We start from the raw sequence: 24,914 nt of genomic DNA, 5'->3' as shown, positions 1-24,914 counted from the left end.
ACAGCACCACGGTTGTTGTAGGAGCGCACCCGTGCGCGATGTGGCTCTACCGGTAACGCCCTCGCGCACAAGTGCGCTCCTACCTGCCAACAGGCGGAAAGATGTTGGATTGCGTTGTCTGCCACCAGCGGTGGCGCTGGTTCTCTTGATCCGAGGTCTGATCCACACACCCTCAGCCGCACCCGAAGCCATCGATCCTGTGGGAGCACGCATGCCCGCAATGCTGCTTGCGTGGCGACATCATCGCGGCCAGGGCCTTCGCTGCAGACAGCATGCACGTTGCCAGCGCGCGCAGGTGCCCTGCCGAATCCGCGCACACCATCCGGGCACACCGCTTGACCTCAACCGCGATTGAGGTCGTTCAATGCCTGCACCTTCCATCACCTGCGCCCGCCATGCATCTTCGCCATCTGTTGCTGCCCTGCCTGGATCCCGACCTCAGCCTGCGCTTCTATCGCGAGGTACTGCAGCTGCCGCAGCACGGCAACAGCATCCGCATCGGCTGGAGCAGCCTGGAATGCGTGCAGGCGCAGCAGCCGGTGGGCAGCGTGCATCTGGCGTTCAACGTGGCGCCGTCGCGCTTCGACGCCGCTGCGCAATGGATCGGCGAGCGCAGCAAGCTGCTTGCCGATCCACATGGGCGTCGGCAGTTTCAACTGGACGGCGTATGGCAGTCGCGATCGGTGTATTTCGCCGGCCCCGACGGCGCGGTACTCGAGTTGATCGCGCGTCGGGCGGTGCAGGACGTGGCCACCGGCGACGGCGTGTTCCACGGCGACGAGTTGCTGTGCGTGAGCGAGATCGGCTTACCCAGCAACGATGTCGCGGTGGTGACCAGCAGCGTCGCCCATCACTTCGGCGTGCGGCCGTTTGCGCCGGCGCTCGCGGGTTTTGCCGCGCTGGGCGACGATGATGGCTTGTTGATCGTGGTCGATCAGGCGCGGCGCTGGTTTCCGCAGCAGCGGCAGCTGCCGTGGGCCAGCGGCGTGCGGGTCAGCGTGGATGCACCGCAACCGGGGCTGCGCTTGCGCGATGCGCAGGGCTGGGAGTTGCTGGCGGCGTGATCGTCCACGCCGCGCAGGTTATGCCGCCGCTGCAGGCGCGGGCAGACGGAAGAACGCCCGCGCCGCCGCGGTGCTGTTGGCCGCGGTCAGCGCCACCTCCTCGCCACGATCGCGTGCGAGTTCGTCGACGATATGCGACAGGAACATCGGCTCGTTGCGGCGGTCCTTGGGCATCGGCTTGAGCGTACGCGGCAGCAGGTACGGCGCGTCGGTTTCGATCATCAAGCGGTTGGCCGGGATGTTGCGTACCAGCTCGCGCAGATGCAGGCCGCGGCGCTCGTCGCACAGCCAGCCGGTGATGCCGATGTAGTAATCGCGGTCCAGGTAGTCGAACAGTTCTTCGCGGCTGCCGGTGAAGCAATGCACCACCGCCGGGCCGAGGCGGCCATCGAAGCTGCGCATGATCGACAGGAAATCGTCGTGCGCCTCGCGCTGATGCAGGAACAGCGGCTTGCCGTTGTCGGCAGCCAGTTGCAGCTGGCGCTCGAAGGCCTTGTGCTGGGCCGGACGCGGGGCGAAATCGCGGAAATAATCCAGCCCGCATTCGCCCACCGCCACCACCTGCGGGTGCGCCTGCAGCGTGCGCATTTCGGCCTCGCATTCGGCGGTGAACTCCACTGCGTGGTGCGGGTGCACGCCGGCGGTGGCGTAGAGGAATCCGGGATGTTGCTGGGCCAGCTGCAAGGCCAGCGGCGAATGCTCGCGGCTGGCACCGGTGATCACCAATTGCGCAACGCCTGCCTCGCGTGCGCGTTGCAGCACGGCGTCGCGGTCGCGGTCGAAGGAGTCGTGGGTGAGGTTGGCGCCGATATCGATCAACTGCATGTTGCGGTGTCGTGTGGGGAGAGCCGGGCAAGTGTAGCGAGTGGGGGTTGTGTGCGCTTAGCGCTTCGCGTCCCTTCTCCCGCCGGGAGAAGCTGGCGCGTAGCGCCGGATGCGGGTGCGAGCGAAGCCTCGCATGATCAACCACCCAATGTGGTGTCGCCCGGTCCCCTCACCCCAACCCCTCTCCCGCAGGAGAGGGGCTTTGCTCCCTTCTTCCAGGAGAGAAAGGGGTTCAACCCACCACCGGCACCACCATTGCATCGATCTTCGCCGCCAGCGCCTGGATCGTCAGCAGCGCCGAGCGCGACAGCTGCCGCTGCGGGGCCACGCACAGCGCCAGCGTCATCGGCTTGGTCAGGTGGCGGCGGAATGGCACGAACGCCAGGCGGCCGTCGGCCACATCCGGCGCGGCGTCCAGCCACGACATCAGGCCCACGCCGGCACCGGCGCGCACCAACCCGCGCAGGGTGCGCACATCGTTGCAGTGGGTCAGCCGCTTCACGTCGATGTGCTGGCGTTGGTACAGCACCTTGGCATGCTCGCCGACGATAAGCGGGGCGGCCGGCAGCAGCAGGCGGTGTTCCAGCGTTTCGCTCAGCTGCAGCTCGGTGCGGGTGCTGAGCGGGTGGCCGACCGGCATCGCAATCCCCAACGGAATGTCGGCAAAGGCGCGCACCTCCAGGTCCACGCTGCTCACCGGGTCCAGCAGCAGGCCGATGTCCACATCGGCCGAGGTCACCATTTCCATCACCCGCTGGTTGCGCGCGGTGGACAGGTTGAAGGTGATGCCGGGGTACTCCTGCACCAGCGCCGCCACCGCCTCCGGCACCACGCCCTCGCTGAGCGCGTCGATCATGGCGATCTCCACGTGCCCGCGGCGCAGCCCCTTGAGCTCGTCAAAGCGCTCCAGGGTGCGGGCGTAGGCCTTCTCCCAGCCGCGCACGTCCACCAGCAGCAGCTCGCCGGCGGCGGTCAGCCGCAGCCGGCCGGGCAGGCGTTCGAACAGCTGCGCGCCCAGCTCTTCCTCGGCCTTGAGGATCTGACGGTCGATCGCCGAGGCCGACACGTGCAGCACGTCAGAAGCCTTGCGGATGCTGCCGCAGCGGGCCACTTCGACGAAGTAACGGGTGAAGCGGGAAAAGGTCAGCATGCGGCGGGGCTCGGTTGGCGTTGCATTTTTTGCAATGGCTTGGCTGAAAATCGATGTTTGATAACACACCCCCGGCTTCCTAGAGTCAATCCGGCACCGCTCCCGCCCTACGCCAGAGACTGGACCCATGGATGTCGCCGTCCCCGCCCTGCCGCTGCACTGCACCTTCGAGGCCGCCGACTGGCAGCGCCTGGCCCAGCACTGGCACGCGGTGGCGCTGAGCAGCGAGGTCGGGCAGGCGCCGTTCAAGGCCACCCTGCTGGACGAGCCGCTGGTGCTGTACCGGCTGGGCGAGGAATTGGTGGCCGCGCGCGATGTCTGCCCGCACCGCGGCGTGCCGCTGAGCATGGGCACCGCCGATGGCGGCGGCGTGGTCTGCGCCTACCACGGGCTGCGCTTCGGTTCGGGCGGGCGCTGCAACCACATCCCCGCCAGCCCCAGCCAGAACATCCCGGCCAAGATGCGCCTGCACACCTACGCGGTGGCCGAGCGCTACGGGTTGATCTGGGTGTGCCTGGCCAAACCGGCTGGCGTCAGCGCGGCCGAGGTGCAGATTCCGCCGATGCCCGGCTGGGACGAGGACGGCTTCCAGCAGATCGTCTGCCCGGCCTTCGACATCGGCGGCAGTGCCGCGCGCCAGCTGGAGGGCTTCATCGACGTGGCGCATTTCGCCTTCGTGCACACCGCCACCTTTGCCCAGCCGGACAAGCGCGAGGTGCCGGCCTACACCACCACCGAGACGCCGACCGGTTTCAATGCCGACTACCTGAGCTCGGTGGCCAACTATTCGGTGGACATGCCGCTGCCGGACGTGGACCCGGATTTCCAGTGGCTGCGCCATTTCGAGGTGCATCTGCCGTTCACCGCCACCCTCACCATCCACTTCCCGGTGCCGGGCAAGCGGCTGGTGATCATGAACGCAGCCAGCCCGGTGTCTAAGCACAAGACGCGCCTGCTGGTGCCGATCGCGCGCAACTTCGACACCCATCTGCCGGTGGAGGACGTGCACGCCTTCAACCTGCGCGTGTTCGAGGAAGACCGCGCCATGGTCGAGGCGCAGCGCCCGGAATACCTGCCGCTGGACCCGCTGCTGGAAGTGCATATCCCGGCCGACCGCAGTTCCATCGCCTATCGCCGTGGCCTGCGCAGCCAGGGCTATAGCGACTTCTTCCTGCGCTGACCGCCAAGGAGCACGCCATGCAGTTGCACGAGGTCCGCGTTGCCGAGGTCTTCGACCAGGGCCATCGCCAGCGCGCGATCCGGCTGGAGCCGGTCGGCGCGGAATTGCCGGCCTTCGAGGCCGGCGCGCATGTGGACCTGCATCTGCCCGACGGCATGATCCGCCAGTACTCGATCGCCAGCGCACCGCATGTGCGCGACCACTACCTGCTGTGCGTGAAGCTGGCCGACGCCTCGCGCGGCGGCTCGCGGCATCTGTGCGAGCAGCTGAGCACCGGCGACCGCCTGCGTATCTCCACACCGCGCAACCTGTTTCCGCTGCATCCGGGCGAGCGCCACGTGCTGCTAGCCGCCGGCATCGGCATCACCCCGCTGCTGTCGATGGCCGAAGCGCTGGAAGCGCGCGGCGAACCCTTCGTGCTGCACTACTACGCCCGCCGGCACGCCGACGTGGCGTTCGGGCAGCGGCTGCAGCAGGGCTTCGCGCACGGCCAGGTGCAGGTGCATCTGAGCGACGGCGGCGAGAGCCCGCGCGTGCATGTGCCCGAGGAATTGGGCCAGGCGCGTGCGCGCGACCAGCTGTACCTGTGCGGGCCGGCCGCCTTCATGGACCACTACACGCTGCTTGCCAGGGCGCACGGCTGGACGGCGGAGCAACTGCACCGCGAACACTTCGCCGCCGCAGAGCCCGGCATCGCCCACGCTGCCGACAGCGCCTTCGAAGTGGAGCTGGCCGCCAGCGGCCGCGTGGTGCAGGTGCCGGCCGGCTGCAGCATCGCCAGCGCCCTGCTGGACGCCGGCATCGAGGTGCCGCTGTCCTGCGAGCAGGGCATGTGCGGCGCCTGCCTGACCGGCGTTCTGGCGGGCACCCCCGATCACCGCGACAGTGTGCTCAGCGACAGCGAACACGCGCAGAACCGGCAGATCACGCTGTGCTGTTCGCGTAGCCGCTCCCCGCGGCTGGTGCTGGATCTTTGAGGCGGCCTGTGTGCGGCGGATGCCTGTGCAGCGCTGCCGCGAGTGCGGCCATTGCCTCATGACGATGGTCCTGCCGGTGCGATTGGTGAGCACTGCAGATGAGCATGCGTTGTGCCGCCGATCGTCATGACCTGCGCGCGGCCGCAGCGCATCACCCGTACATCGCGTGCCCGCTGCCGGAAACGGCCTGGTCGCTGCAGCGCGCTTGCCTGCGCTGCGCTGATGTGCCGCGTCAGGCCTGGTGTGCCGATGTGCAGGACGCTGCGGGAGATTCGCAAGCGACGAAGCAGCGCTTGTCGATCCGCAGGCATTGCTGGTGGCGCGTCGCCTCATGCAGCACTAAGCCGCCTTGCAACCTCGCCCAGGCGTCCACCCACCGATACGAGCTTCAGCACCAGCAAAAACCCACTCCAGTGCTGGCCGTCCACCACGCATGCAAGGCATGCTTCGCATCTACCGGCGTGATTGCGCCATTGCCGTTCTTTTCGAGCTTTCCATCGCATGTCCATCGTTCATCGCAGTCTGATTGTGGCGCTATGCCTGCTGTTGCCCACCGCCGCACAGGCACGCAGCCAAGCCACCCCTGCACAGCAACGCGAGCAGCAGGTGGCGCAGCTGCTGCGCACCGCCGCCGATCAACCTGCGCAGCTGCGTGCCTGGCTGCAGGCGATGCCCAAGGGCGGCGACCTGCATAACCATCTGTCCGGCTCGGTGTATGCCGAGGACTACCTGCAGTGGGCCAGCGAGGATGGCGCCTGCGTGCAGCTGGACGACCTGAGCCTGCGCGCGCCGCCGTGTGGCAACGGCCAGGAGCCGGCACGCGACCTTGCAACACGCAATGCCGCGCTGTATGGCCGGGTGGTGGATGCCTTGTCGATGCGCAAGTTCCTGCCCAGCCCGTCGCAACCCACCGGACACGATCAGTTCTTCGGCACCTTCGGCAAGTTCGACGCGGTGGTGCGCACGCGCGTTGCCGACACCGTGGCCGCGGTGCTGGAGCAGGCCGCACGCGACCGCGTGCCCTATGTGGAAATCATCGCCAACCCGCCGCAGATGGATCAGGCCGCAAAACAGATGCAGTCCTTGCCCTGGAAGGGCGACGACGATGCGGCCAACCTGCGCGCCTTGCAGGATGCCTTGCCACCGCTGGTGCAGGCCGCACAGCGCGCGCTTGCCGACACCGATGCCCAGGTGCGCCGCGTGCTGCACTGCGACCAGCCCGATGCGCGTCCCGGCTGCCAGGTCACCTACCGCTACGTGCCTTACGTGCTGCGCGTGTTGCCGCAGCCGATGGTGTTCGGGCAGATGGCGCTGGCGCATGCGCTGATCGCCGCCGGCGGCAGCCGCGCGGTGGCGTTGAACATCGTCGCGCCCGAAGACAACCCGGTGGCACTGGCCGATTACGCGCGGCACATGGCGATGTTCCGGTTCTTCGCCGCGCACTACCCCGACGTGCCGCTGTCCCTGCATGCCGGCGAGCTGGCCCTGGGCCTGGTGCCGCCGGCGCAACTGCGCTCGCATATCCGCCAGGCGGTGGACGCCGGTGCGCGCCGCATCGGTCATGGCGTGGACCTGCCTTATGAAGACGACGCCGACGGCCTGCTGCAGCGCATGCGCCGCCAGCAGGTTGCGGTGGAGATCAACCTCACCAGCAACGATGTGATTCTTGGCGTCAAAGGCCCCGCACATCCGCTGGCGATGTATCTGCGCGCCGGCGTGCCGGTGGTGCTGTCCACCGACGATGCCGGCGTCTCCCGCGCGGACATGACCCACGAATATCAACGCGCGATGCAGGAACAGGGCATCGATTACCCCACCCTCAAACAGCTCGCCCGCAACGGCCTGACCTACAGCTTCCTGCCGGGCACCAGCCTGTGGGATGCCGGCGGTAACGCTGCGCAGGCCTGCGCCACTGCGTTGCAGCGCGAAACCGATGATGCTGCCTGTCGCGCATTCCGCCAGGGTAGCGAGAAGGCCCGGCTGCAATGGCAGCTGGAAACCGACCTGGCCCAGTACGAGCGCACGTTGTTGAATGCAGGAGCGCGCCAGAGCGCGAACGGGCTTTACCGGTAACCCCCCGTCGCGCGCAGGCACGCTCCTACCAACGCCCTCGATCCATCGCCGCTGCAATGCATTCAACCTTCCACGACAAAAACGCAATGACCGACCCGCACGCCACTTCATCCAGACGCCGCGTCATTCTCGAAGACGACATCGACGGCTTCACACCCGCGCAGCTGCTGCTGTTGCAGTCGCCCGAGGTCGAGGTGCTGGGCATCAGCGCGGTCAGCGGCAACATCTGGCGCGACGAAGTGCTGGCGCATAGCTGCCGACTGCTGGAATTGGCTGGTCACCCCGACATCCCGGTGCTGCCCGGCCCGGTGCATCCGTTGCTCAACAGCGAACTGGCCACTGAGCGCTGGGAAGCGCTCTACGGCAAGCTGGTCTGGAAAGGTGCCTGGACCAGGCACTGGGTGGATGGCGATACCGTGCAAAGCGCGCCGCGTTATCACGCCCACGACGTGGTGCCCGACCTGCCGTTGGGCAATCCCAGCGTGGTGCGCGCGTCCGACGAGCCGGCTGCGTTGTTCATGCTGCGCATGGTGCGCCAGTATCCGGGCGAGGTGAGCATCATTGCCACCGGCCCGTTGACCAATCTGGCGCTTGCGCAATCGCTGGATCCGGCCTTCGCCACGCTGGCGCGCGAGCTGGTCTACATGGGCGGCAGCCTCAACCCACGCCAGCAACGCAACAGCATCAGCGCGCAGCAGTTCGCGCGCGAGTTCGTCAACTCGCCACGCCGCGAATTCAATATCCGCTGGGATCCGGAAGCGGCCAGCATCGTCATGCGCGCCCCCTGGCGCAGGATCACCATGGTGCCGGTGGATCCATCGACCGCGACCGAACTCACGCCCGACCTGCTGGCGCGCATGAGCGCGGCCGATACCAGCATCGGCCATGCCTTGCGCCGCCGCGAACCGGGTTTTCCGATGTGGGACGAACTGGCCACTGCGGTATGGCTGCGGCCCGAGCTGGCGACACGGACCGAGACGCTCTACGTCGATACCAACACCGCCTTCGATGCCGGCTACGGCGACATCCTGTCGTGGGCACCGGGGTACCAGCCGGGCCTGGGCGAGCAGGCGCAGACCGTGGTGCACGCGGTGGATATCGAAGCGTTCGAACAGCTGCTGGTAGACCACCTCACCGCGCCGCAACCACCAGCAGTCGGCTTGCCGCTCCCCCCTCTCCCCTCGGGAGAAGCTGCCCGAGGCGCGGATGAGGCTGCGGCATCCCAATCCCGACTCCCGACTAGCGAATCCCCGCTTCCAACCAGGTGACCCCATGCAACTCCCAGCGCAGTGGCAGGCCGGCATCGATCGCAATACCGAGGTCCTGCGTGGCCACGCGCAGCTGCTCGCCAGCTTCAACGCGCCGCGCCCCGCCGCACCGGACACCACCACGCCGCGCGGGCTGATCGCCTCCATCGTCAGCACCACCCACAGCCAGCCCACCCTGGCCGCACGCCTTGCCACGCAGACGCTCACGCGCATCAACCAGGCCAACGACAGCCTGCGCGCGATCACCCGCCTGCTGCCCGCACGCGCCGCCGCCGATGCCGCGCGCGTGCAGGCCGCGCTGGCCGGCGGCAGCGACGGCGGTGCCTTGGCCGGGGTGCCGTTCGTGGTCAAGGATCTGTTCGACGTCGCCGGACAGGTCACCACCGCTGGCGCCGTCATGCGCGCGCAGTGCGCGCCCGCCAGCCGCGATGCGGCCGTGGTGCAACGGCTGAGCGACGCCGGCGCGGTGCTGGTCGGCACCGCCAACATGGACGAATTCGCCTACGGCTTCGCCACCGTCAACGCGCACTACGGCACCACCGCCAACCCGCACGATCACCGTCATCTGGCCGGTGGCTCGTCGGGCGGTTCGGCCGCCGCGGTGGCCGCCGGGCTGGTGCCGTTCGCGCTGGGCTCGGACACCAACGGCTCCATCCGCGTCCCGGCCGCGCTATGCGGCGTATACGGCCTGCGCCCCACGCACGGCGCATTGCCGCTGGATGGCGTGTTCGGCTTCGTCGATGCGCTGGATGTGGTCGGCCCGTTCGCCAGCTCCATCGCCGACCTGCGCCGCGTCCATGAAGTCATGCTCGGTCAGCCGCTGGCGTCGTGCAATGCCGGCAGCCTGCGCATCGCCCGCCTGGGCGGCTGGTTCCAGCGCAACCTGGATCCCGAGCTGGATGCCGGCCTCGGCACGTTGCTGACCGCCTGCAACAGCAACACCCTCATCGAATTACCCGAAGCAGAACGCGCCCGCGCCGCCGCCTTCGTGCTCACCGCCGCCGAGGGCGGCCACCGCCATCGCGCCGGCCTGAGCACGCAGGCCGAGCGGTTCGACCCGGCCACCCGCGACCGCCTGCTCGCCGGCCTGCAACTGCCAGCCAGCGCGGTGGCCGATGCGCACCGCTTCGCGCAGTGGTTTGGCGCCGCCATGCAGCGCCTCTGGGACGAGGTGGATGTGTTGATCGCCCCGGCCACACCCTGCGTGGCGCCGCGCATCGACCAGGACACCATCCAGATCGACGGCCTGCCGGTGTCCGCACGCGCCAACCTGGGGATCTTCACCCAGCCGCTCGGCCTGGCCGCCTGCCCGGTGCTGGCCGCGCCGTTGCCGCGCCCCGGTCGCCTGCCGCTGGGCGTGCAGCTGATTGCCGCACCCGGCCGCGAAGACCGCCTGTTCGCGCTCGCCGCGCAACTCGAACGCGACGGCCTGCTGGCCTTCAGCCCACCGGCGGAGACGTGCTGATGCTGCACACCTTGCGCGCGCGCCGCGGCGTGGTCGTGGCCCCGCACCATCTGGCCGCACAGGCCGGGCGCGATGTGCTGCGCGACGGCGGCAATGCCATCGAAGCGGCCGTCGCCACCGCCGCCTGCCTGGCCGTGGTCTATCCGCACATGACCGGTATCGGTGGCGACGGCTTCTGGCTGATCCACGATCCCGACGGCCGCGTGCACGCCATCGACGCCTGCGGCCGTGCCGCACAGGCTGCAACACTGGAGTTCTATCGCGGCCACAGCAGCATTCCGTGGCGCGGCCCGGGCGCGGCCAATACCGTCGCCGGCACCGTCGCCGGCTGGGCGCTTGCCCTGCAGCACGCAGGCGGCGGCCTGTCGCTGCAGCGCCTGTTGCAGGACGCCATCCACCACGCCAGCGCCGGCGTGCCGGTGACGCTGGGCGGTGCGCACATCGCCACCAGCAAGGGGGTCGAGCTGCGAGTGCAACCCGGTGCCTACGCGGACATCTTCGAACCCCACGGCACTCCGCTGCACGAAGGCGCACTGCTGTATCAGACGCAGCTCGCACATACCCTGCAGCGGCTGGCCGACCACGGCCTGGACAGTTTCTATCGCGGCGCATTGGCCGACGACATCGCCGCCGACCTGCAGGCGCTCGGTAGCCCGCTACGCGCGCACGATCTTGCTAGCCACCGTGCCGACGCCAGCGTACCGCTCTCGGTCGCCATTCGTGGTGCGCGCCTCTACAACCACGCACCGCCCACGCAAGGCCTGGCCTCGCTGCTGATCCTTGCCTTGTTCGATCGCCTGCAGGTCGCACAGCCCGACAGCTATGCGCACCTCCACGGCCTGATCGAAGCCAGCAAACAGGCCTTCCTGATCCGCGACGCACACCTCGGCGACCCCGACTGGATGACGCTGGACGCACAGGCGCTGCTCGATGACAGTGGCGCACTCGATGCGCTCGCCGCACGCATCGACATGCGCAGCGCGCTCCCCTGGCCGCAGCCCTCGCAGGCCGGCGACACCGTCTGGTTCGGCGCCATCGACGCGCACGGCCGCGCGGTCAGTTGCATCCAGTCCACCTATTTCGAATTCGGCTCCGGTCTGGTGCTGCCACGCACCGGCATCACCTGGCAAAACCGCGGCTGCAGTTTCCGCCTTGCCCCCGACGGCTGGAACGCACTCGCCCCGGGCCGTAAACCCTTCCACACCCTCAACCCGGCGCTGGCCACCTTCGACGACGGCCGCGTCATGGCCTACGGCACCATGGGTGGCGAAGGCCAGCCACAAACCCAGGCGGCGATCTTCTCCCGCTACGCGCGTTTCGGCGTGTCGCTGCAACAGGCCATCACCGCACCACGCTGGTTATTGGGACGCACCTGGGGCGAAGAGAGCACATCACTCAAGCTGGAAGACCGCTTCGATCCGGCACTGGTGCAGGCACTGCGCGATGCCGGGCATGCGGTGGACCTGTTGCCCGCCTACAGCTCGGTGATGGGACACGCAGGCGCGCTGGTGCGCGAGGCCGATGGCGTGATCAGCGGAGCAAGCGATCCGCGATCCGATGGTGCGGTGGCTGGGTGGTGATGGTCGGGCGTGGTGATGCTTGCTGCGCCTGCGTGGTGACGGGCAGACATCCCTGCCCGCCAATCAGGCGATCGGGTCAGAGCGTGCTTGCACGCCAGCACCGGCTAGCGCGCAGGACCGAGACTGCAGCCAGTTGCAGGCCGACAAGGTGAACATGTCATAGACTCTGGGCATGCTCTCCAAGGCGACGATGGCGGACTCAACCACGCCGTTCACCGGACAGGACGCACCTGCTTTCTTGGGCATGCATGGCGATGGGTAAGCTACGTCGCCGTGCTTATTTCGACAGACGCATCAACCCTTCCACCAAGGAGAGCCATATGACAGAGCAAGAAGACAACCAACCCAGCCTGGAAGACGTCAAGCTGGCGTTCGACGGCCAGAGCCTGGATTGGTATCTGCAGAAGCTGGTCGCAACGGTCAACAGCTCGAACGTGCAGTTCGGCATCACGCTGTTTGTCGAGGGCATCATCGTGTCCGGCCAGCTGGTCAGCGGCAAGCAGTACTTCGAGGCGTTTGCGCAGGAATTCTCTGCCGCCTACCCCGGCGATGCCGAGGAAAAAGAGGATATCCGTCGTGCGTTTGCCAGCCACGCCAGCATCTACGACACCGAGGAAGATGCGCAGCAAAGCAGCCGGCCGCCGCAGTTCATTCACCTGATCGACTCGCGTTGCTTCTCGCCCGGCGGCCAGCCCCTGCCCAGCAACCGTGGTGTGCTCTGGCGCGGCAAGGTCAATGCCGTGTCCGGCTTCACCCTGGGATCGCTGTCGGCCGATTGAGCCTGACAAGTTCCGCGTTGGTGTGAGGTGCTCGTCATCTCACATCGGACTGTTGGAGATAACGCCAGGAGTCCGCCACGACGGCACAACAGCCACACGCGCTTGCGCTTGCTGACAACGGTGCGCTCGCCAACGTTTTCCGTTGTCTCTCGGCATCAGACCGGCGCTGCTCGATGGCAGCAGCACCGGCCATGCGGCAATACCTACGCAGACACCTTGGGTGTGCGCCGCGAGAGGGAGCCAAGCACTGCCTCTGGCGTCGTTGCGTGGCACGGGCCGACGTCCGCGCAATGCGCGCCGCATCGTGCGATCGCCATCGCTCACGGCTGTAAGCGATCGCCACGCCCTGCAACCAGTGACGCGGCCAACAGCAACACGCTGGCACCGACAAAGGTGGCGCCGATCGACACATGATCCAGCAGCACGCCGCCTGCGGCCCCGCCCAGCATGATGGAGAGCTGGATTGCGGCAACCATCAGGCCGCCACCGCTCTCCGGTGCGTCCTTGACGCAGCGGCTCAACCAGGTGGACCAGGCCACCGGCATCGCCGCGTTGAGCGTGCCCCAGGCAATCATCGCCACGGCCACGGCCCACACCAGGTGACCGGCCAGCAGCATGCCGATGGTCGCCACACCCAGTGCGACCGGCAGTACGCTGAGCAGGGTGAACAAGCGCTTCGGCACCAACGCGGTGGCGGCATAGGTACCGACGAATCCGGCCAGGCCCAGGCCGAGCAGCAGCAACGACAGTTGCGACACATCGACCTGCGCAACGGTTTCCAGAAACGGGCGGAAGTAGGTGAAGGCAGAAAACGCACCGGCAAATCCGAGCATCACCGCGAGCATGGCGCGCGCAACATAGCGACGCTTCAACAACGTGACGATGCCGCTCAGCGAAGTTGTGCCCTGTGCGGGCATCGATGGCAGGCTGCGCCATTGCCAGGCGATGGTCAGCGCAACCAACGGCAACATGCCCCAGAACACCCCGCGCCAGCCGATGGTGGCGCCCAGATAGCTGCCCAATGGCGCGGCGAATGCAGCAGCGACTGCGTTACCGATAAACACGATGCCCAACGCCTTGGGCACCGCATGCTCGGGCATGATGCGCATCACCGTGGCGGTGGACAATGCCCAGAAGCCGCCGATGGTGATGCCGAGCAACGCGCGCGCCACCATCAACATGCCGAAGCTGTGCGCATTGGCGATCAACAGCAGCGACAACAGCATCACCCCGGTCAGTGCGATCAACACATGGCGCCGGTTGAAGCGCGACGACAGCGGTGCGATCAGCAGGCTGGCGACCACCGCGAACAGGCCGGAGATCGAGATCGCCTGGCCGGCCATGCCGGCACTGGCGTGCAGATCGGCGGCGATCGGCGTAAGCAGGCTGACCGGCATGAATTCGGAGGCGATCAGCAGCGCAACGCAGAGCGACATCGAGCCGACCGCGCTCCAGGTCTGGCGGGTTGCGACGGCTGCGGCGCGCGAGGATGGATCGGTAGCGAGCGAACTGGCTTGCATGTGGAGCCTTTGTGCGAAGTGGAATGCGAGACGAACGCCACGCCGCAAGCGCGCTGACGCCGCGCTTGATCGCGAACCTGGTGTTCGGAGGGGATGCGCCGCAGGCAGCGATGCACTGCATCGACCTGTCAGCGCAGCGACGCACGACGGGCGCAATGCAGCAACGGGCGCTGCGGCTCGGGCGTGTGCGTGTCTGGATGTGCTGCAGCTTACGCAGGCCGTGAACAGCGATAAAGATGGCGGATGCGCACGGGCTTATGAAGCCCGCTCATCAACCACTTGCCTGCGTCGAGCGCCTCTGCCTGGCGCGGACCCTCAACCCTTGTAGCGCAGCGCATCCACGACGAGGTTGAAGGCGGACGAGGAATGGCGGCGGCTGGGATAGAACGCGTGCAAGCCCGGCCAGGTCGGCGACCAGTCCTTCATCACCCAGCGCAGCCGTCCGGCCTTGATATGCGGGCGCGCCAGATCCTCCTGCACGAACGCGATGCCGAAGCCATCCACCGCCGCGTCCAGCGCTTCGTAGGTGCCGTTGAAGGTCAGCTGGCCATCCACGCGCACGATGACTTCGCGGCCGTCCTTTTCCAGCTCCCAGGCGTAGATGCCACCGGCGGTCTTCATGCGCAGGTTGATGCAGCTGTGCGCGGTGAGATCCTGCGGCGTCTTGGGGATGGGCCGACGCGCGAAATAGGACGGCGCGGCGACGATGGCCATGCGCATGTCCGGTGCGATGCGCGCGGCGATCATGTCCTTTTCCACCTGGTCGCCCAGCCGTACACCCAGGTCGTAACGGTCCGCAACGATGTCGGTCAGGCCGTTGTCGACCACGATCTCGACCTTGATCTCTGGGTAGTCGCGCAGCAGCCTGGACAGCTTGGGCCACAGGATCGCGCGCGCGGCGTAGTCGGTGGCGGTGATGCGCACGGTGCCTGCGGGCGTGTCGCGCATTTCGCCGAGCGCAGACAGCGCCTCCTCGATTTCGGCAAAGCGCGGCGCCACCGTCTGGATCAGCCGCTCGCCGGCTTCGGTCGGCGCCACGCTGCGCGTGGTGCGGGTCAGCAGGCGCAGACCCAGCGTCGCTTCCAGCCCGCGGATGGTGTGACTCAGCGCCGACTGCGAAACGCCCAGCTTGGCGGCAGCGCGGGTAAAGCTGCCCTCGCGAACGATGGCGATCAGCGCCAGAAGGTCCTTGAAGTTGTCGCGCGCCATTGGTGAATCTCTTTCATGGAATCCACATGACTGTAGCAGCCGGTGAAAAAGGAATCCCAAAGCCCCGCTCTTGCGGGAGAGGGGTTGGGGTGAGGCTACGGCTGCTCAGCTATCTCGACGCTGCCGCACCCGCATCCGCCCTTCGGGCAGCTTCTCTCGGAGGGAGACGGAACAACGCCGGCCACGAGCTGCCCGTCGCATTTTTTGCAACGCCCAACCCTAAAAAAACCGCTTTGGGGTGACGGGGCCGGTTCGTATAGTCGATTCGACGGCCGCCGCCGGCCGCGCAAGCACCTGATGCCATTGCTGCGAGGCGACCAACGTTGGCGATATCCGCCCCCTTTCCACACCGCCTGCGGAGGCTCCATGCATCAGTCCCTGTCGCATCGCGGTCCTGGCAGCTGCGTTGAAACAACACCCCCGCACGGCCCCCAATGCTGAGCGCGCAACGCCGCTCACCCGTCCACAGCTCGGGCGCACGCGCGGTCGGCCGCTGCGACGCCCTGGGTGTTCCGCCCTACAGCGACACACCCGGCGGGCTGTTCCGCGCCTGGCTCAGCCCGGCGCATCGCGCCGCCGTCGCACAGGTGGGCGAATGGATGCGCCAGGCCGGCATGCAGGTGCGTCTGGACGCAGCGGCCAACCTGATCGGGCGTTACGAAGGCGCGCATGCCGACGCACCTGCGCTGCTGATCGGCAGTCATCTGGACAGCGTGCGCGATGCCGGGCGCTATGACGGCCCGCTCGGCATCCTGCTCGGCATCGAATGCGTCGCCGCGCTGCACGCCCAAGGGCGGCGCCTGCCGTTCGCGATCGAGGTGATCGCCTTCGGCGATGAGGAAGGGTCGCGCTTTCCTGCCTCGATGTTCTGCAGCCGCGCCGTCGCCGGCACGCTCGACCCCGCCACGCTGGCGGTCACCGACGCGGCCGGCACCGACGTGGCCAGCGCGCTGGCCGACTGGGATCTGGACATCGCGCACCTACAACACGCCGCACGCGCGCCCGGCAGCGTGCTGGCCTATCTGGAAACCCATATCGAACAAGGCCCGGTGCTGGAAGCCGAAGGCCTGCCGGTCGGCATCGTCACCGCGATCGCCGCGCAGCGGCGCTTCGCCCTGCGCTTCGACGGCCGCGCCGGCCACGCCGGCACCACCACCATGGCCTTGCGTCGCGATGCATTGAGCGCCGCTGCCGAGGCCCTGCTGGCGATCGAAGGGATTGCACGCGCCGGCAGCGACGACCTGGTCGCCACGGTCGGCAAGCTGCAGGTCGCACCCGGTGCCACCAACGTGGTGCCCGGCCGGGTGGACTGCACGCTGGACGTGCGTGCCGGCGACGATGCAACGCGCGATGCGGCAGTGCTGGAAATCGAACGCGCACTGGCCCGTATCAGCAAAACCCGCAACATCGCCATCGCCATCGACCCATTGCAGACGCTGGCCGCCAGCCCCTGCGCACCGGCACTGATGACCCGTCTGCAACACGCAGTCGCCGCACAAGGCGTCGCGCCGCGCCAGTTGGTGTCCGGCGCCGGCCACGATGCGATGGTGATGGCCGCGCTCTGCCCCACCGCGATGCTGTTCGTGCGCTGCGCCGGCGGCATCAGCCATCATCCGGACGAACACGTGGCCCCGGCCGATGCCGAGCTCGCACTGGCGGTCATGCGCCACTTCATCGAACACCTGGGAGATCCCCTTGTCACCTGATCTGCGTCACCTGCACACCTTCGGCGAGCTCGATCCCCCGCAACGGCTGTTGATGGGCCCGGGCCCGGTCAATGCGCATCCGCGCGTGCTGCGTGCGATGGCCGCCGATCTGCTCGGCCAGTTCGATCCGGAAATGACCACCTACATGAACGAGGTGATGGCGCTGTACCGGCCGCTGTTCGGCACCGAGAATCGCTGGACGTTTCTGGTCGACGGCACCGCGCGCGCCGGCATCGAGGCGGCGCTGGTGTCGCTGGTCAGCCCGGGCGACCGCGTGCTGGTGATCAACTTCGGCCGCTTCGGCCTGCTGCTCACCGAGATCCTGGGCCGGCTCGGTGCCGACGTGCACACCGTGGATGCGCCCTGGGGCGAGGTGGTGCCGCTTGCTGCAATCGCCGAGGCGATCGAGCGCGTGGCACCCAAATTGGTCGCTACCGTGCATGGCGACACCTCCACCACCATGGCCCAGCCGCTGGATGGCCTCGGCGCGCTGTGCCGCGCGGCCGGCGCGCTGAGTTACGTCGATGCCACCGCCACCATCGGCGGCATGCCCATCGCCAGCGATCGCTGGGACGTGGACGTGGTCACCGGCGGGCTGCAGAAATGCCTGGGCGGGCCGTCCGGCTCGGCGCCGATTACCGTCTCCGACGCGGCGGCCGAGGCGATCTTCGCGCGTCGCCATGTCGAGCGCGGCATCGTGCGCGAGGACATCGTCAACGGCAGCGGGCCGCGCATCGCCTCGAATTATTTCGATCTGGCGATGATCATGGATTACTGGTCGGACAAGCGCCTCAATCACCACACCGAAGCCACCACCATGTTGTACGGCGCGCGCGAATGCGCACGCGTGGCGCTGCAGGAAGGCCTGGACGCCCGCTTCGCCCGCCACGCCGCCGCCGGGCGTGCGGTGAGTGCCGGCATCCGCGCGCTGGGGCTGGAGGTGTTCGGCGACGATGCGCACCGCATGACCAATGTCACCGGCGTGGTGATTCCGCACGGCATCGACAGCGATGCGGTGCGCCGGCGCATGCGCGAGGATTTCGAGATCGAGATCGGTACCGCGTTCGGGCCGTTGCAGGGCAGGATCTGGCGCATCGGCGCGATGGGCTACAACGCGATGAAGCACAAGGTACTGATCACCCTGGCCGCGCTGGAAGCGGTGCTGCGCGCCGAAGGCTACGCCTGCACACCAGGGCTGGCGGTGGAAGCGGCACTGGCGGCCTGGCAAGCGGAGCCGCAGGCATGAACACGGCGCGCGACCTGGTCGGCTATGGCGCCACCCCGCCTGCAGCGCAGTGGCCCGGTGGCGCACGCATCGCGGTGCAGTTCGTCATCAATTACGAAGAGGGCGCGGAAAACTGCGTGCTCAACGGCGATGCCGGCTCGGAAGCCTTCCTGTCGGAGATGGTCGGCACGCAAGCGCAGCCCGGCGCGCGTGCCATGGCGATGGAAAGCCTGTACGAATACGGCAGCCGTGCCGGCTTCTGGCGGCTGCACCGGCTGTTCACTGCGCGCAATGTGCCGGTGACCGTATTCGGCGTGTCGCAGGCGCTGGCCTCCAATCCCGAAGCGGTCGCCGCGATGCAGGCCGCCGACTGGGAGATCGCCAGCCACGGCCTGCGCTGGATCGATTACCAGCATGTGGATGAAGCCACCGAGCGTGCGCATATCGCCGAAGCCATCGCCGTGCACACCCGCGCCACCGGCAGCCGCCCGCTCGGCTGGTACCAGGGCCGCACCAGCCCCAACACCGCGCGGCTGGTCGCCGAGGAAGGCGGCTTTGTCTACGATGCCGACAGCTACGCCGACGATGTGCCGTACTACGACCACCGGCACGGCCGTGCGCAGTTGATCGTGCCGTACACGCTGGACGCCAATGACATGAAATTCGTCGCCTACAACGGCTTTGCCGATGGCGAGCCGTTCTTCCGCTATCTGCGCGATGGCTTCGAGCAACTGCGCAGCGAAGGCGGGCGCATGCTGTCGGTCGGCCTGCACGGGCGCATCGTCGGCAAGCCGGCGCGCGCGGCGGCCCTGGCACGTTTCGTCGATCACGTGTTGGCCAGCGGCGATGCCTGGATTGCGCGCCGCATCGATATTGCGCGGCATTGGCTGCAGGTCCATCCGGCATGAGCATCGACACAGCCGACATCGACCTGCCCGAGGTGATCGCGCAAGTGACCGCCGCCTTCCATGCCTACGAACAGGCCCTGATGGACGACGACATCGCCGCAATGGATGCGCTGTTCCACCCGGCACCCAGCACGGTCCGCTACGGCGTGGGCGAGGTGCTGTACGGCATCGAGGCGATCCGCGCCTTCCGCATCGGCCGCGGCGGCTCGCCACAGCGCCAGCTCGCACATGTGGAAGTGCATGGCTTCGGCCACGACTTCGCCACCACGCATGCAGAATTTATCCGCGACGGCAGCAGCGCGCGCGGCCGCCAGAGCCAGAGCTGGGTGCGTTTTGCCGACGGCTGGAAAGTGGTGGCCGCGCATGTGTCGCTGCAGGGGACGCATGCATGAGCGTGATCGACGACAGCGTGCTGGACGATGCCGCCTTCGTGGCGCGCTACCGCGAGCTGTTCGAGCATTCGCCGTGGGTGGTCGAACGCGCTGCACGGCGGCGCCCGTTCGCCGATGTGTACCGCGGGCTGATGCAGGTGGTGTTCGACGCGTCGCAGGAAGACCAGGTTGCGTTGATCCGCGCGCATCCGGAGCTGGCCGGCAAGGCGGCGATCGACCGCACGCTCACCGCCGCGTCGGCCGCCGAGCAGGCCTCGGCCGGGTTGGACCGGCTCAGCGAAGCCGAATTCAAGCGCTTCCACGCGCTCAATCAGGCCTATCGCCATCGCTTCGGATTTCCGTTCGTGATCTGCGTGCGGCTGCACGACAAGGCCGGCATCCTCGCCGCGCTAGAACGCCGGCTGGATGCCTCGCGCAGCGAAGAACTGTCCACCGCCCTCGCCGAGATCGGCAAGATCGTGCAACTGCGCCTGGAGGCACTGCCATGAGCCTGGCCCAACTCGAACGCGAGCTCCACCACGACCTGCAACGCCTGGCACATGGCGGCGATGCCTGGACGCAGCCGCGCGTGCATCCGGCAGGGCATGTGTATGACGTGGTCATCGTCGGCGCCGGCCAAAGCGGCCTGGGCGCGGCGTTCGCACTGCAACGCGAGCGCGTGCACAACCTGCTGGTCATCGATGAGAACCCGGCCGGGCAGGAAGGCCCGTGGGTGACCTACGCGCGCATGCAGACCTTGCGCACGCCCAAGCAGATCACCTCGATCGACCTGGGCGTGCCATCGCTGACCTTTCGCGCCTGGTGGGAGGCGCAACACGGCGGCGCTGGCTGGGACGCGCTGGACAAGATCCCGCGCGGCAGCTGGATGGACTACCTGCGCTGGTACCGCGCGGTGCTGCGTCTGCCGGTGCGCAATGCCACGCGGCTGGCGCGGGTGGAGCCGGACGTGGCGCCGGGCATCCATCGCCTGCATCTGGCGATGGGCGCGCCGCTGCTGACGCGCAAGCTGATCCTGGCCACCGGCATCCAGGGCGGCGGCCAGTGGATGGTGCCGGACTGGATCAGCGGCGCCCTGCCTGCACAGCGCTATGCGCATACCTCCGGCCACATCGACTTCGCCGCGCTGGCCGGCAAGCGCGTGGGCATCCTGGGCGGTGGCGCCTCCGCGTTCGACAATGCCTGTTTCGCGCTGGATCAAGGCGTCGCCAGTGCCGAGGTATTCGTGCGCCGCAGCGCATTGCCGCGCATCAATCCATTCCGCCACATGGAACAGGCCGGCATCATCCCGCGCTTTCTGACGCTGCCGGATGCGGACAAGTACCGGATGATGGCCAGCTTCTTCGCACACAACCAGCCGCCGACCAACGACACCTTCCAGCGTGCCTGCGCGCATGCCGGCTTCGCGCTGCACCTGGGCGCGCCCTGGCTGGAGGTGGCCGAGCGCGATGGCGAGGTGGTGGTGCGCACGCCGCAGGGCGAGCACCGCTTCGATTTTTTGGCCGTTGCCACCGGCCTGGTCACCGACCCGCAACTGCGCCCGGAACTGGCCGCGCTGTCCGGGCGCATCGCCTGCTGGGGCGACCGCTACCAGCCGCCGCCGGGCCAAGCTAATCCGGTGCTGGATGCGCACCCCTACCTGGGCCCGGGCTTCGAACTGCTGCCGCGCACGCCCGACGATGCCGCGCTGCTGCACGGCTTGTTCGCCTTCAACTATTCGGCGCTGATCAACCACGGCCCGTCGGCCGCGGCGCTGTCCGGGCTCAAGGTCGCGCTGCCGCGGCTGGCCCGCGCGGTGGCCGACCAGCTGTTCCTGGACGACCGCCAGGCCATCGTCGACAGCTACCTGGCTTACGACCAACCCGAGTTCATCGGCCAATGGCCGCAACCGACCCAGGCGGTGGCATGAGCACGCTCTCCACCCACGTGCTGGATACGGCCACCGGCCGCCCCGCCGCCGGCATCGCCTTGCGCCTGTTCGCCGGCGCCACGCTGCACTTCGACGGGGTCACCAACCAGGACGGGCGCTGCCCCGAACTGGCTGCACTCACGCTGCAACCCGGCCGCTACCGGCTGGAATTCGAGGTGGCCGGCTACTGGCGGGCGGCCGGAACCGCACTGTCCGACCCGCCCTTCCTGGAACAGGTGCCGATCGCGTTCGGCATTGCCGACGACGGCCATTACCACGTGCCGCTGCTGCTCTCGCCGTACGGATATTCCACCTATCGCGGCAGCTGAGCGCCCGACGGTTCGGCAACGGATCGGCGGGGCACACGCCGCGTTCCGCATCGGCCCCGTAGAATGGCGCCTTTCCGGCGACAGGCCGGGGCCCCGGAATTGTCATGATCCACAACGATGTACTGCGCAGCATCCGCTACATGCTCGACCTCAGCGACGACAAGGTGGTGGAGATCACCCACCTGGCCGACCCGGAGTTCGCGCTCGACAAGCCGCAGGTACAGGCCTGGCTGAAGAAGGAAGACGAGCACGGTTTCGAGCCCTGCACCGACGCAATGCTGGCGCGCTTCCTCGATGGCCTGGTGCTGCGTTTCCGCGGCCGCGACGAGAGCCAGCCGGTGCGCCCGCTGGAAACCCGCGTCGGCAACAACCTGGTGCTGAAGAAACTGCGCGTGGCTTTCGAGCTGAAAGACGTGGACATGCACGCCATCTTCGCCAGCGCCGGCTTCCCGCTGTCCAAGCCGGAACTGTCCGCGCTGTTCCGCCAGCCCGGCCACAAGAATTTTCGCCCCTGCGGAGACCAGTTGCTGCGCGCCTTCCTCAAGGGCCTGACCGCGCGGATGCGCGAAGCGGGTTGATGCCCGGGTGCTGAGTTTGGCCTGGCTTGGTCGTCCGACGACGCTGCGACTTGAATTCGCAGGTTTTTAGCGCAGTTTTCGTGTGTCTCGAAGTGACTGGATGGTGCGGTTAGAGCGCTCGTGGAGCGGTCGATCTGCTGCTTGGTTGCAGGGCCCTTGCCCGCCCACCATCGCAGGACACGCCGCAAGTACGTCCGTGTAGGCTCTTACGCGGCATCCATGCCGCGTAAGGTCCCGCGACGGTGGACGGGCAAGGACCAAGCGAGATGGTCGGTGTGCTTGGTGCAAGCAATGCATGACGTGCATTGTGCGAATTATGGGCGTCCAGTTAGCCTCTTAATCGACGCCTAGCAACAGGCAAGCTTTGAACAAGGCGACCTCGAACTCCTAGGCGTCCCAAAGCAAACACAGGTTTTGACCGGGCCACCGACCAAGGCTCTGGTGCGGTGTCCCCGCCGCTTGCTGGACCCTTGGCGGCATGATGCCGCCAAGGAGCCTCCACGGACGGATGCACGGCGTGTCCCGCAGGTGGCGAGGGCACCGCGCCCTCGACGCACCGGGCCTTTGATTCAAACACCTGATCGCGCCTGGGCCGCTACAACGCCTTACGCAATCAAGCCGCAGCCGCCAGGCTTGGCCGGCGTGCGTCCAGGCGGAACACCGATACCGCTTCGCTCAGTTCCACCGCCTGCTCTTCCATTGCACGTGCCGCCGCGGAGGCTTCTTCCACCAGTGCGGCATTGCGCTGGGTGGTTTCGTCCATGTCGTTGACGGTGCGGGCGACCTGCTCGATGCCGGAGGATTGTTCGCGCGATGCAGCGGAAATCTCCGCAATCAGCGTGGTCACCTGCTGCACCGACTGCACGATCTGCTGCATCGTCTGCCCGGCCTGGTCCACGCGTGCGCTGCCGCGCTCCACGCTGTCCACCGAGGCGTCGATCAGCTGCTTGACCTCCTTGGCCGCGCCGGCCGAACGCTGTGCCAGCGCGCGCACTTCCGAGGCGACCACGGCAAAGCCGCGGCCCTGTTCGCCGGCACGCGCCGCTTCCACCGCCGCGTTCAAGGCCAGGATGTTGGTCTGGAAAGCGATGCCGTCGATGACGCTGATGATCTCGGCGATCTTCTTGGACGACACCTCGATCTCGCCCATGGTGTCGACCACGCTGGCCACCATCTCGCCGCCACGGCCGGCGATCTCCGCGGCCGCCTGCGCGCCGCGGCTTGCCTGCTGCGCGGTGTCGGCGTTCTGGCGCACGGTGGAGGTGAGCTCTTCCATCGAGGCGGCGGTTTCTTCCAGGTTGGCGGCCTGCTGTTCGGTCCGCTGCGCCAGGTCGTTGTTGCCGGCGGCAATCTCTGCCGAGGCGGTGCGAATGGTCTGCGCGGCCACGGTGATGTCGCCGACGATATCGGTCAGACGCTGCACGGTGGCATTGGCATCGTCGCGCATGCGTGCGAACACGCCTTGCTGGTTGCCGTGCATGCGCGCGGTCAGGTCGCCATCGGCGATCGCCTTGAGCAGCTGCGACAGCTCGGCCAGATTCTGGTCCACGTTCTGCATCAGGCCGTTGACGCCGCTGACCATGGCGCGGAATTCGAACTGGTAGGCCTCGGCATTGCCGCGTGTGGCGAAGTCGCCGGCCGCAGCCGCGTCGACCAGGCCACGGATTTCGCCATTGATCGCCGCCAGGTTGCGCTTGGTGGTGTCCATCGCCTCGGTGATCTGCGCTTTCTCGCCCGGCAGGCGCGGCATGTCCACCGACATGTCGCCGACCGCGTAATGCTGCATCACCTGCAGCATGTCGCCGATCAGACCGACCTGCGCGCCGATCAAGCCATTGGTGTCGTCGACCATGCGGCCGTATGCGCCCGGGAAGGCCTGCGCGTCCATGCGGTAACTCATCTGCCCGGCTTCGTGGCGCTGTGCCATGTCGGCCTGCGCGGTGGAGACGTCGGTGAGCGTGTTGACCACCTGGCCCATGGCCTGGCCGAGCAGACCGATTTCATCGCGCGTGCTGACCGCCGCACGCGCCGACAGATCGCCGGCCGCCACCTGGCGTGCCGCACGCGCGACATTTTCGATCGGGCGCACGATCGAGCGACGGATCCACCAGCCCAGCACTGCCACCAGGCACAGCGCCGCAGCGATCGTGGCCACCGCCGACAGCACCAGCTTGTGCTGCGCCGATTGCGAACTGGCCAGCACCGCCGCATCGGCCAGGGTCTTGCTGCGCTTCACCAGTTCTTCGAGGGTGTGGCTGGGCGCGCGGTCCTGGCCCTTGACCAGTTGGTCGCCCACCTGGGTGTCGTAGCCGGCCTCGGCAAACTTGCCCAGCGCCGCTTCGTAGTTGCGCTGCAGACCCAGATGCGCCTTGGCAAAGTCCTGCGCCAGCGTACGCACCTGCGGGTCCTGGGTTGCCTTGGCCAGCGCCTCGGTGCTGGCCTGCACCTTCCTGCCCTGCTCGCGGAAGGCGCTTAGATGCTTGTCCAGCAGCGCCGGATCGCGCCCGCGGATCAGCACGTTCTTCCACTCCTGCACCTGCAGGCGGAAATCGCGGGTGATCTCTTCGCTGCTGGAGGCCTGCGCCACCTCCGGCGGCACCTTGCCCGACAGACTCAGCCACGCCGTGCCCAGACCGCCCAGGGCACACAGCAGGATGACCGACAGACCCAGCGCGAGCGCGCCGAGCAGCTTGCTTTGCAGGCTGACGAATTTCGGGGTGACAGCAGACATGGGGCGTCCAAATCAGGGAGTACAGCGGTTATCGACAGGCACGCTGCCG

At 67.7% G+C, this 24,914-nt stretch carries 21 protein-coding genes; 16 read left to right on the top strand and 5 right to left on the bottom strand.

The window, feature by feature from the left end:
• Positions 1 to 395: 395 nt before the first annotated feature.
• Entirely contained in the window at positions 396 to 1,064 is a 669-nt protein-coding gene (locus DGN21_RS01550) for a hypothetical protein (protein ID WP_126965434.1), read from the top strand.
• An 18-nt stretch (positions 1,065 to 1,082) separates the two neighbouring features.
• Here DGN21_RS01550 and DGN21_RS01545 read toward each other — a convergent pair whose 3' ends face one another.
• Both DGN21_RS01545 and DGN21_RS01540 read right to left on the bottom strand, forming a co-directional pair.
• Positions 1,083 to 1,889, bottom strand: coding sequence for a TatD family hydrolase (locus DGN21_RS01545; RefSeq protein WP_024939812.1), 807 nt, complete (start codon positions 1,887 to 1,889; stop codon positions 1,083 to 1,085).
• A 232-nt stretch (positions 1,890 to 2,121) separates the two neighbouring features.
• Positions 2,122 to 3,039, bottom strand: a complete 918-nt coding sequence (locus DGN21_RS01540; RefSeq protein ID WP_215825089.1) for a LysR family transcriptional regulator — start codon at positions 3,037 to 3,039, stop codon at positions 2,122 to 2,124.
• Between the two features lie 127 nt (positions 3,040 to 3,166).
• Here DGN21_RS01540 and DGN21_RS01535 point away from each other — a divergent pair, with 127 nt between their 5' ends.
• The 7 genes from DGN21_RS01535 (at position 3,167) to gvpU (ending at position 12,361) form a co-directional block, all read left to right on the top strand.
• The gene (locus DGN21_RS01535; protein WP_039511158.1) at positions 3,167 to 4,219 is read left to right on the top strand and encodes an aromatic ring-hydroxylating dioxygenase subunit alpha; all 1,053 of its coding nucleotides are present in this window, start codon (positions 3,167 to 3,169) and stop codon (positions 4,217 to 4,219) included.
• A gap of 17 nt (positions 4,220 to 4,236) precedes the next feature.
• Positions 4,237 to 5,196 (top strand): PDR/VanB family oxidoreductase, encoded by a 960-nt coding sequence (locus DGN21_RS01530; protein WP_160954779.1) that lies wholly within the window; start codon positions 4,237 to 4,239, stop codon positions 5,194 to 5,196.
• 501 nt (positions 5,197 to 5,697) lie between these two features.
• The gene (locus tag DGN21_RS01525; protein ID WP_160954780.1) at positions 5,698 to 7,269 is read left to right on the top strand and encodes an adenosine deaminase; all 1,572 of its coding nucleotides are present in this window, start codon (positions 5,698 to 5,700) and stop codon (positions 7,267 to 7,269) included.
• An 86-nt stretch (positions 7,270 to 7,355) separates the two neighbouring features.
• Positions 7,356 to 8,537 carry a nucleoside hydrolase gene (locus tag DGN21_RS01520; RefSeq protein ID WP_126965436.1) on the top strand — a complete coding sequence of 394 codons (1,182 nt, stop codon included), beginning with the start codon at positions 7,356 to 7,358 and terminating at the stop codon, positions 8,535 to 8,537.
• A gap of 4 nt (positions 8,538 to 8,541) precedes the next feature.
• Positions 8,542 to 10,002: an AtzE family amidohydrolase gene (locus tag DGN21_RS01515; RefSeq protein ID WP_126965437.1), complete on the top strand. Its 1,461-nt coding sequence runs from the start codon at positions 8,542 to 8,544 to the stop codon at positions 10,000 to 10,002.
• Positions 10,002 to 11,582, top strand: a complete 1,581-nt coding sequence (locus tag DGN21_RS01510; RefSeq protein ID WP_126965438.1) for a gamma-glutamyltransferase family protein — start codon at positions 10,002 to 10,004, stop codon at positions 11,580 to 11,582. The genes DGN21_RS01515 and DGN21_RS01510 overlap by 1 nt, the downstream gene beginning before the upstream one ends.
• 320 nt (positions 11,583 to 11,902) lie before the next feature.
• Positions 11,903 to 12,361 (top strand): gas vesicle accessory protein GvpU, encoded by a 459-nt coding sequence (gene gvpU, locus DGN21_RS01505; RefSeq protein ID WP_024939820.1) that lies wholly within the window; start codon positions 11,903 to 11,905, stop codon positions 12,359 to 12,361.
• 320 nt (positions 12,362 to 12,681) lie between these two features.
• Here the strand turns inward: gvpU and DGN21_RS01500 are convergent, their stop codons facing one another.
• Together DGN21_RS01500 and DGN21_RS01495 are read right to left on the bottom strand one after the other, a co-directional pair.
• Positions 12,682 to 13,881, bottom strand: a complete 1,200-nt coding sequence (locus DGN21_RS01500; protein WP_126965439.1) for an MFS transporter — start codon at positions 13,879 to 13,881, stop codon at positions 12,682 to 12,684.
• Positions 13,882 to 14,196: 315 nt separating this feature from the next.
• Positions 14,197 to 15,090, bottom strand: a complete 894-nt coding sequence (locus DGN21_RS01495) for a LysR family transcriptional regulator (RefSeq protein ID WP_024939822.1) — start codon at positions 15,088 to 15,090, stop codon at positions 14,197 to 14,199.
• A 434-nt stretch (positions 15,091 to 15,524) separates the two neighbouring features.
• Here DGN21_RS01495 and DGN21_RS01490 point away from each other — a divergent pair, with 434 nt between their 5' ends.
• The 8 genes from DGN21_RS01490 (at position 15,525) to DGN21_RS01455 (ending at position 22,134) form a co-directional block, all read left to right on the top strand.
• Entirely contained in the window at positions 15,525 to 16,796 is a 1,272-nt protein-coding gene (locus DGN21_RS01490) for an allantoate amidohydrolase (protein WP_126965440.1), read from the top strand.
• A complete protein-coding gene (locus tag DGN21_RS01485; protein ID WP_104553328.1) occupies positions 16,786 to 18,042 on the top strand; it encodes an alanine--glyoxylate aminotransferase family protein in 1,257 nt (418 codons plus the stop codon). The genes DGN21_RS01490 and DGN21_RS01485 overlap by 11 nt, the downstream gene beginning before the upstream one ends.
• On the top strand, positions 18,039 to 18,929 hold the full coding sequence (gene puuE / locus DGN21_RS01480; RefSeq protein WP_104543825.1) for an allantoinase PuuE: 891 nt from the start codon (positions 18,039 to 18,041) through the stop codon (positions 18,927 to 18,929). The genes DGN21_RS01485 and puuE overlap by 4 nt, the downstream gene beginning before the upstream one ends.
• Positions 18,926 to 19,321: an oxalurate catabolism protein HpxZ gene (gene hpxZ / locus DGN21_RS01475; protein ID WP_102250850.1), complete on the top strand. Its 396-nt coding sequence runs from the start codon at positions 18,926 to 18,928 to the stop codon at positions 19,319 to 19,321. The genes puuE and hpxZ overlap by 4 nt, the downstream gene beginning before the upstream one ends.
• Positions 19,318 to 19,809, top strand: coding sequence for a 2-oxo-4-hydroxy-4-carboxy-5-ureidoimidazoline decarboxylase (uraD, locus tag DGN21_RS01470; RefSeq protein ID WP_016901424.1), 492 nt, complete (start codon positions 19,318 to 19,320; stop codon positions 19,807 to 19,809). Before hpxZ ends, uraD begins: the two co-directional genes overlap by 4 nt.
• Positions 19,806 to 21,227 carry an FAD-dependent urate hydroxylase HpyO gene (hpyO, locus tag DGN21_RS01465; protein ID WP_126965441.1) on the top strand — a complete coding sequence of 474 codons (1,422 nt, stop codon included), beginning with the start codon at positions 19,806 to 19,808 and terminating at the stop codon, positions 21,225 to 21,227. Before uraD ends, hpyO begins: the two co-directional genes overlap by 4 nt.
• The gene (uraH, locus tag DGN21_RS01460) at positions 21,197 to 21,556 is read left to right on the top strand and encodes a hydroxyisourate hydrolase (RefSeq protein ID WP_126965442.1); all 360 of its coding nucleotides are present in this window, start codon (positions 21,197 to 21,199) and stop codon (positions 21,554 to 21,556) included. The genes hpyO and uraH overlap by 31 nt, the downstream gene beginning before the upstream one ends.
• Before the next feature lie 104 nt (positions 21,557 to 21,660).
• Positions 21,661 to 22,134: a DUF1456 family protein gene (locus DGN21_RS01455; RefSeq protein WP_126965443.1), complete on the top strand. Its 474-nt coding sequence runs from the start codon at positions 21,661 to 21,663 to the stop codon at positions 22,132 to 22,134.
• 613 nt (positions 22,135 to 22,747) lie between these two features.
• Here the strand turns inward: DGN21_RS01455 and DGN21_RS01450 are convergent.
• Positions 22,748 to 24,865 carry a methyl-accepting chemotaxis protein gene (locus DGN21_RS01450; RefSeq protein WP_215825088.1) on the bottom strand — a complete coding sequence of 706 codons (2,118 nt, stop codon included), beginning with the start codon at positions 24,863 to 24,865 and terminating at the stop codon, positions 22,748 to 22,750.
• Positions 24,866 to 24,914 lie beyond the last annotated feature (49 nt).

Origin of the sequence: Xanthomonas sp. MLO165 (assembly GCF_018831305.1) — a bacterium.
GTDB lineage: Bacteria > Pseudomonadota > Gammaproteobacteria > Xanthomonadales > Xanthomonadaceae > Xanthomonas > Xanthomonas arboricola.
Note: the sequence above shows the minus strand (reverse complement) of the source record. Positions and strands in the feature narration are given on the sequence as shown.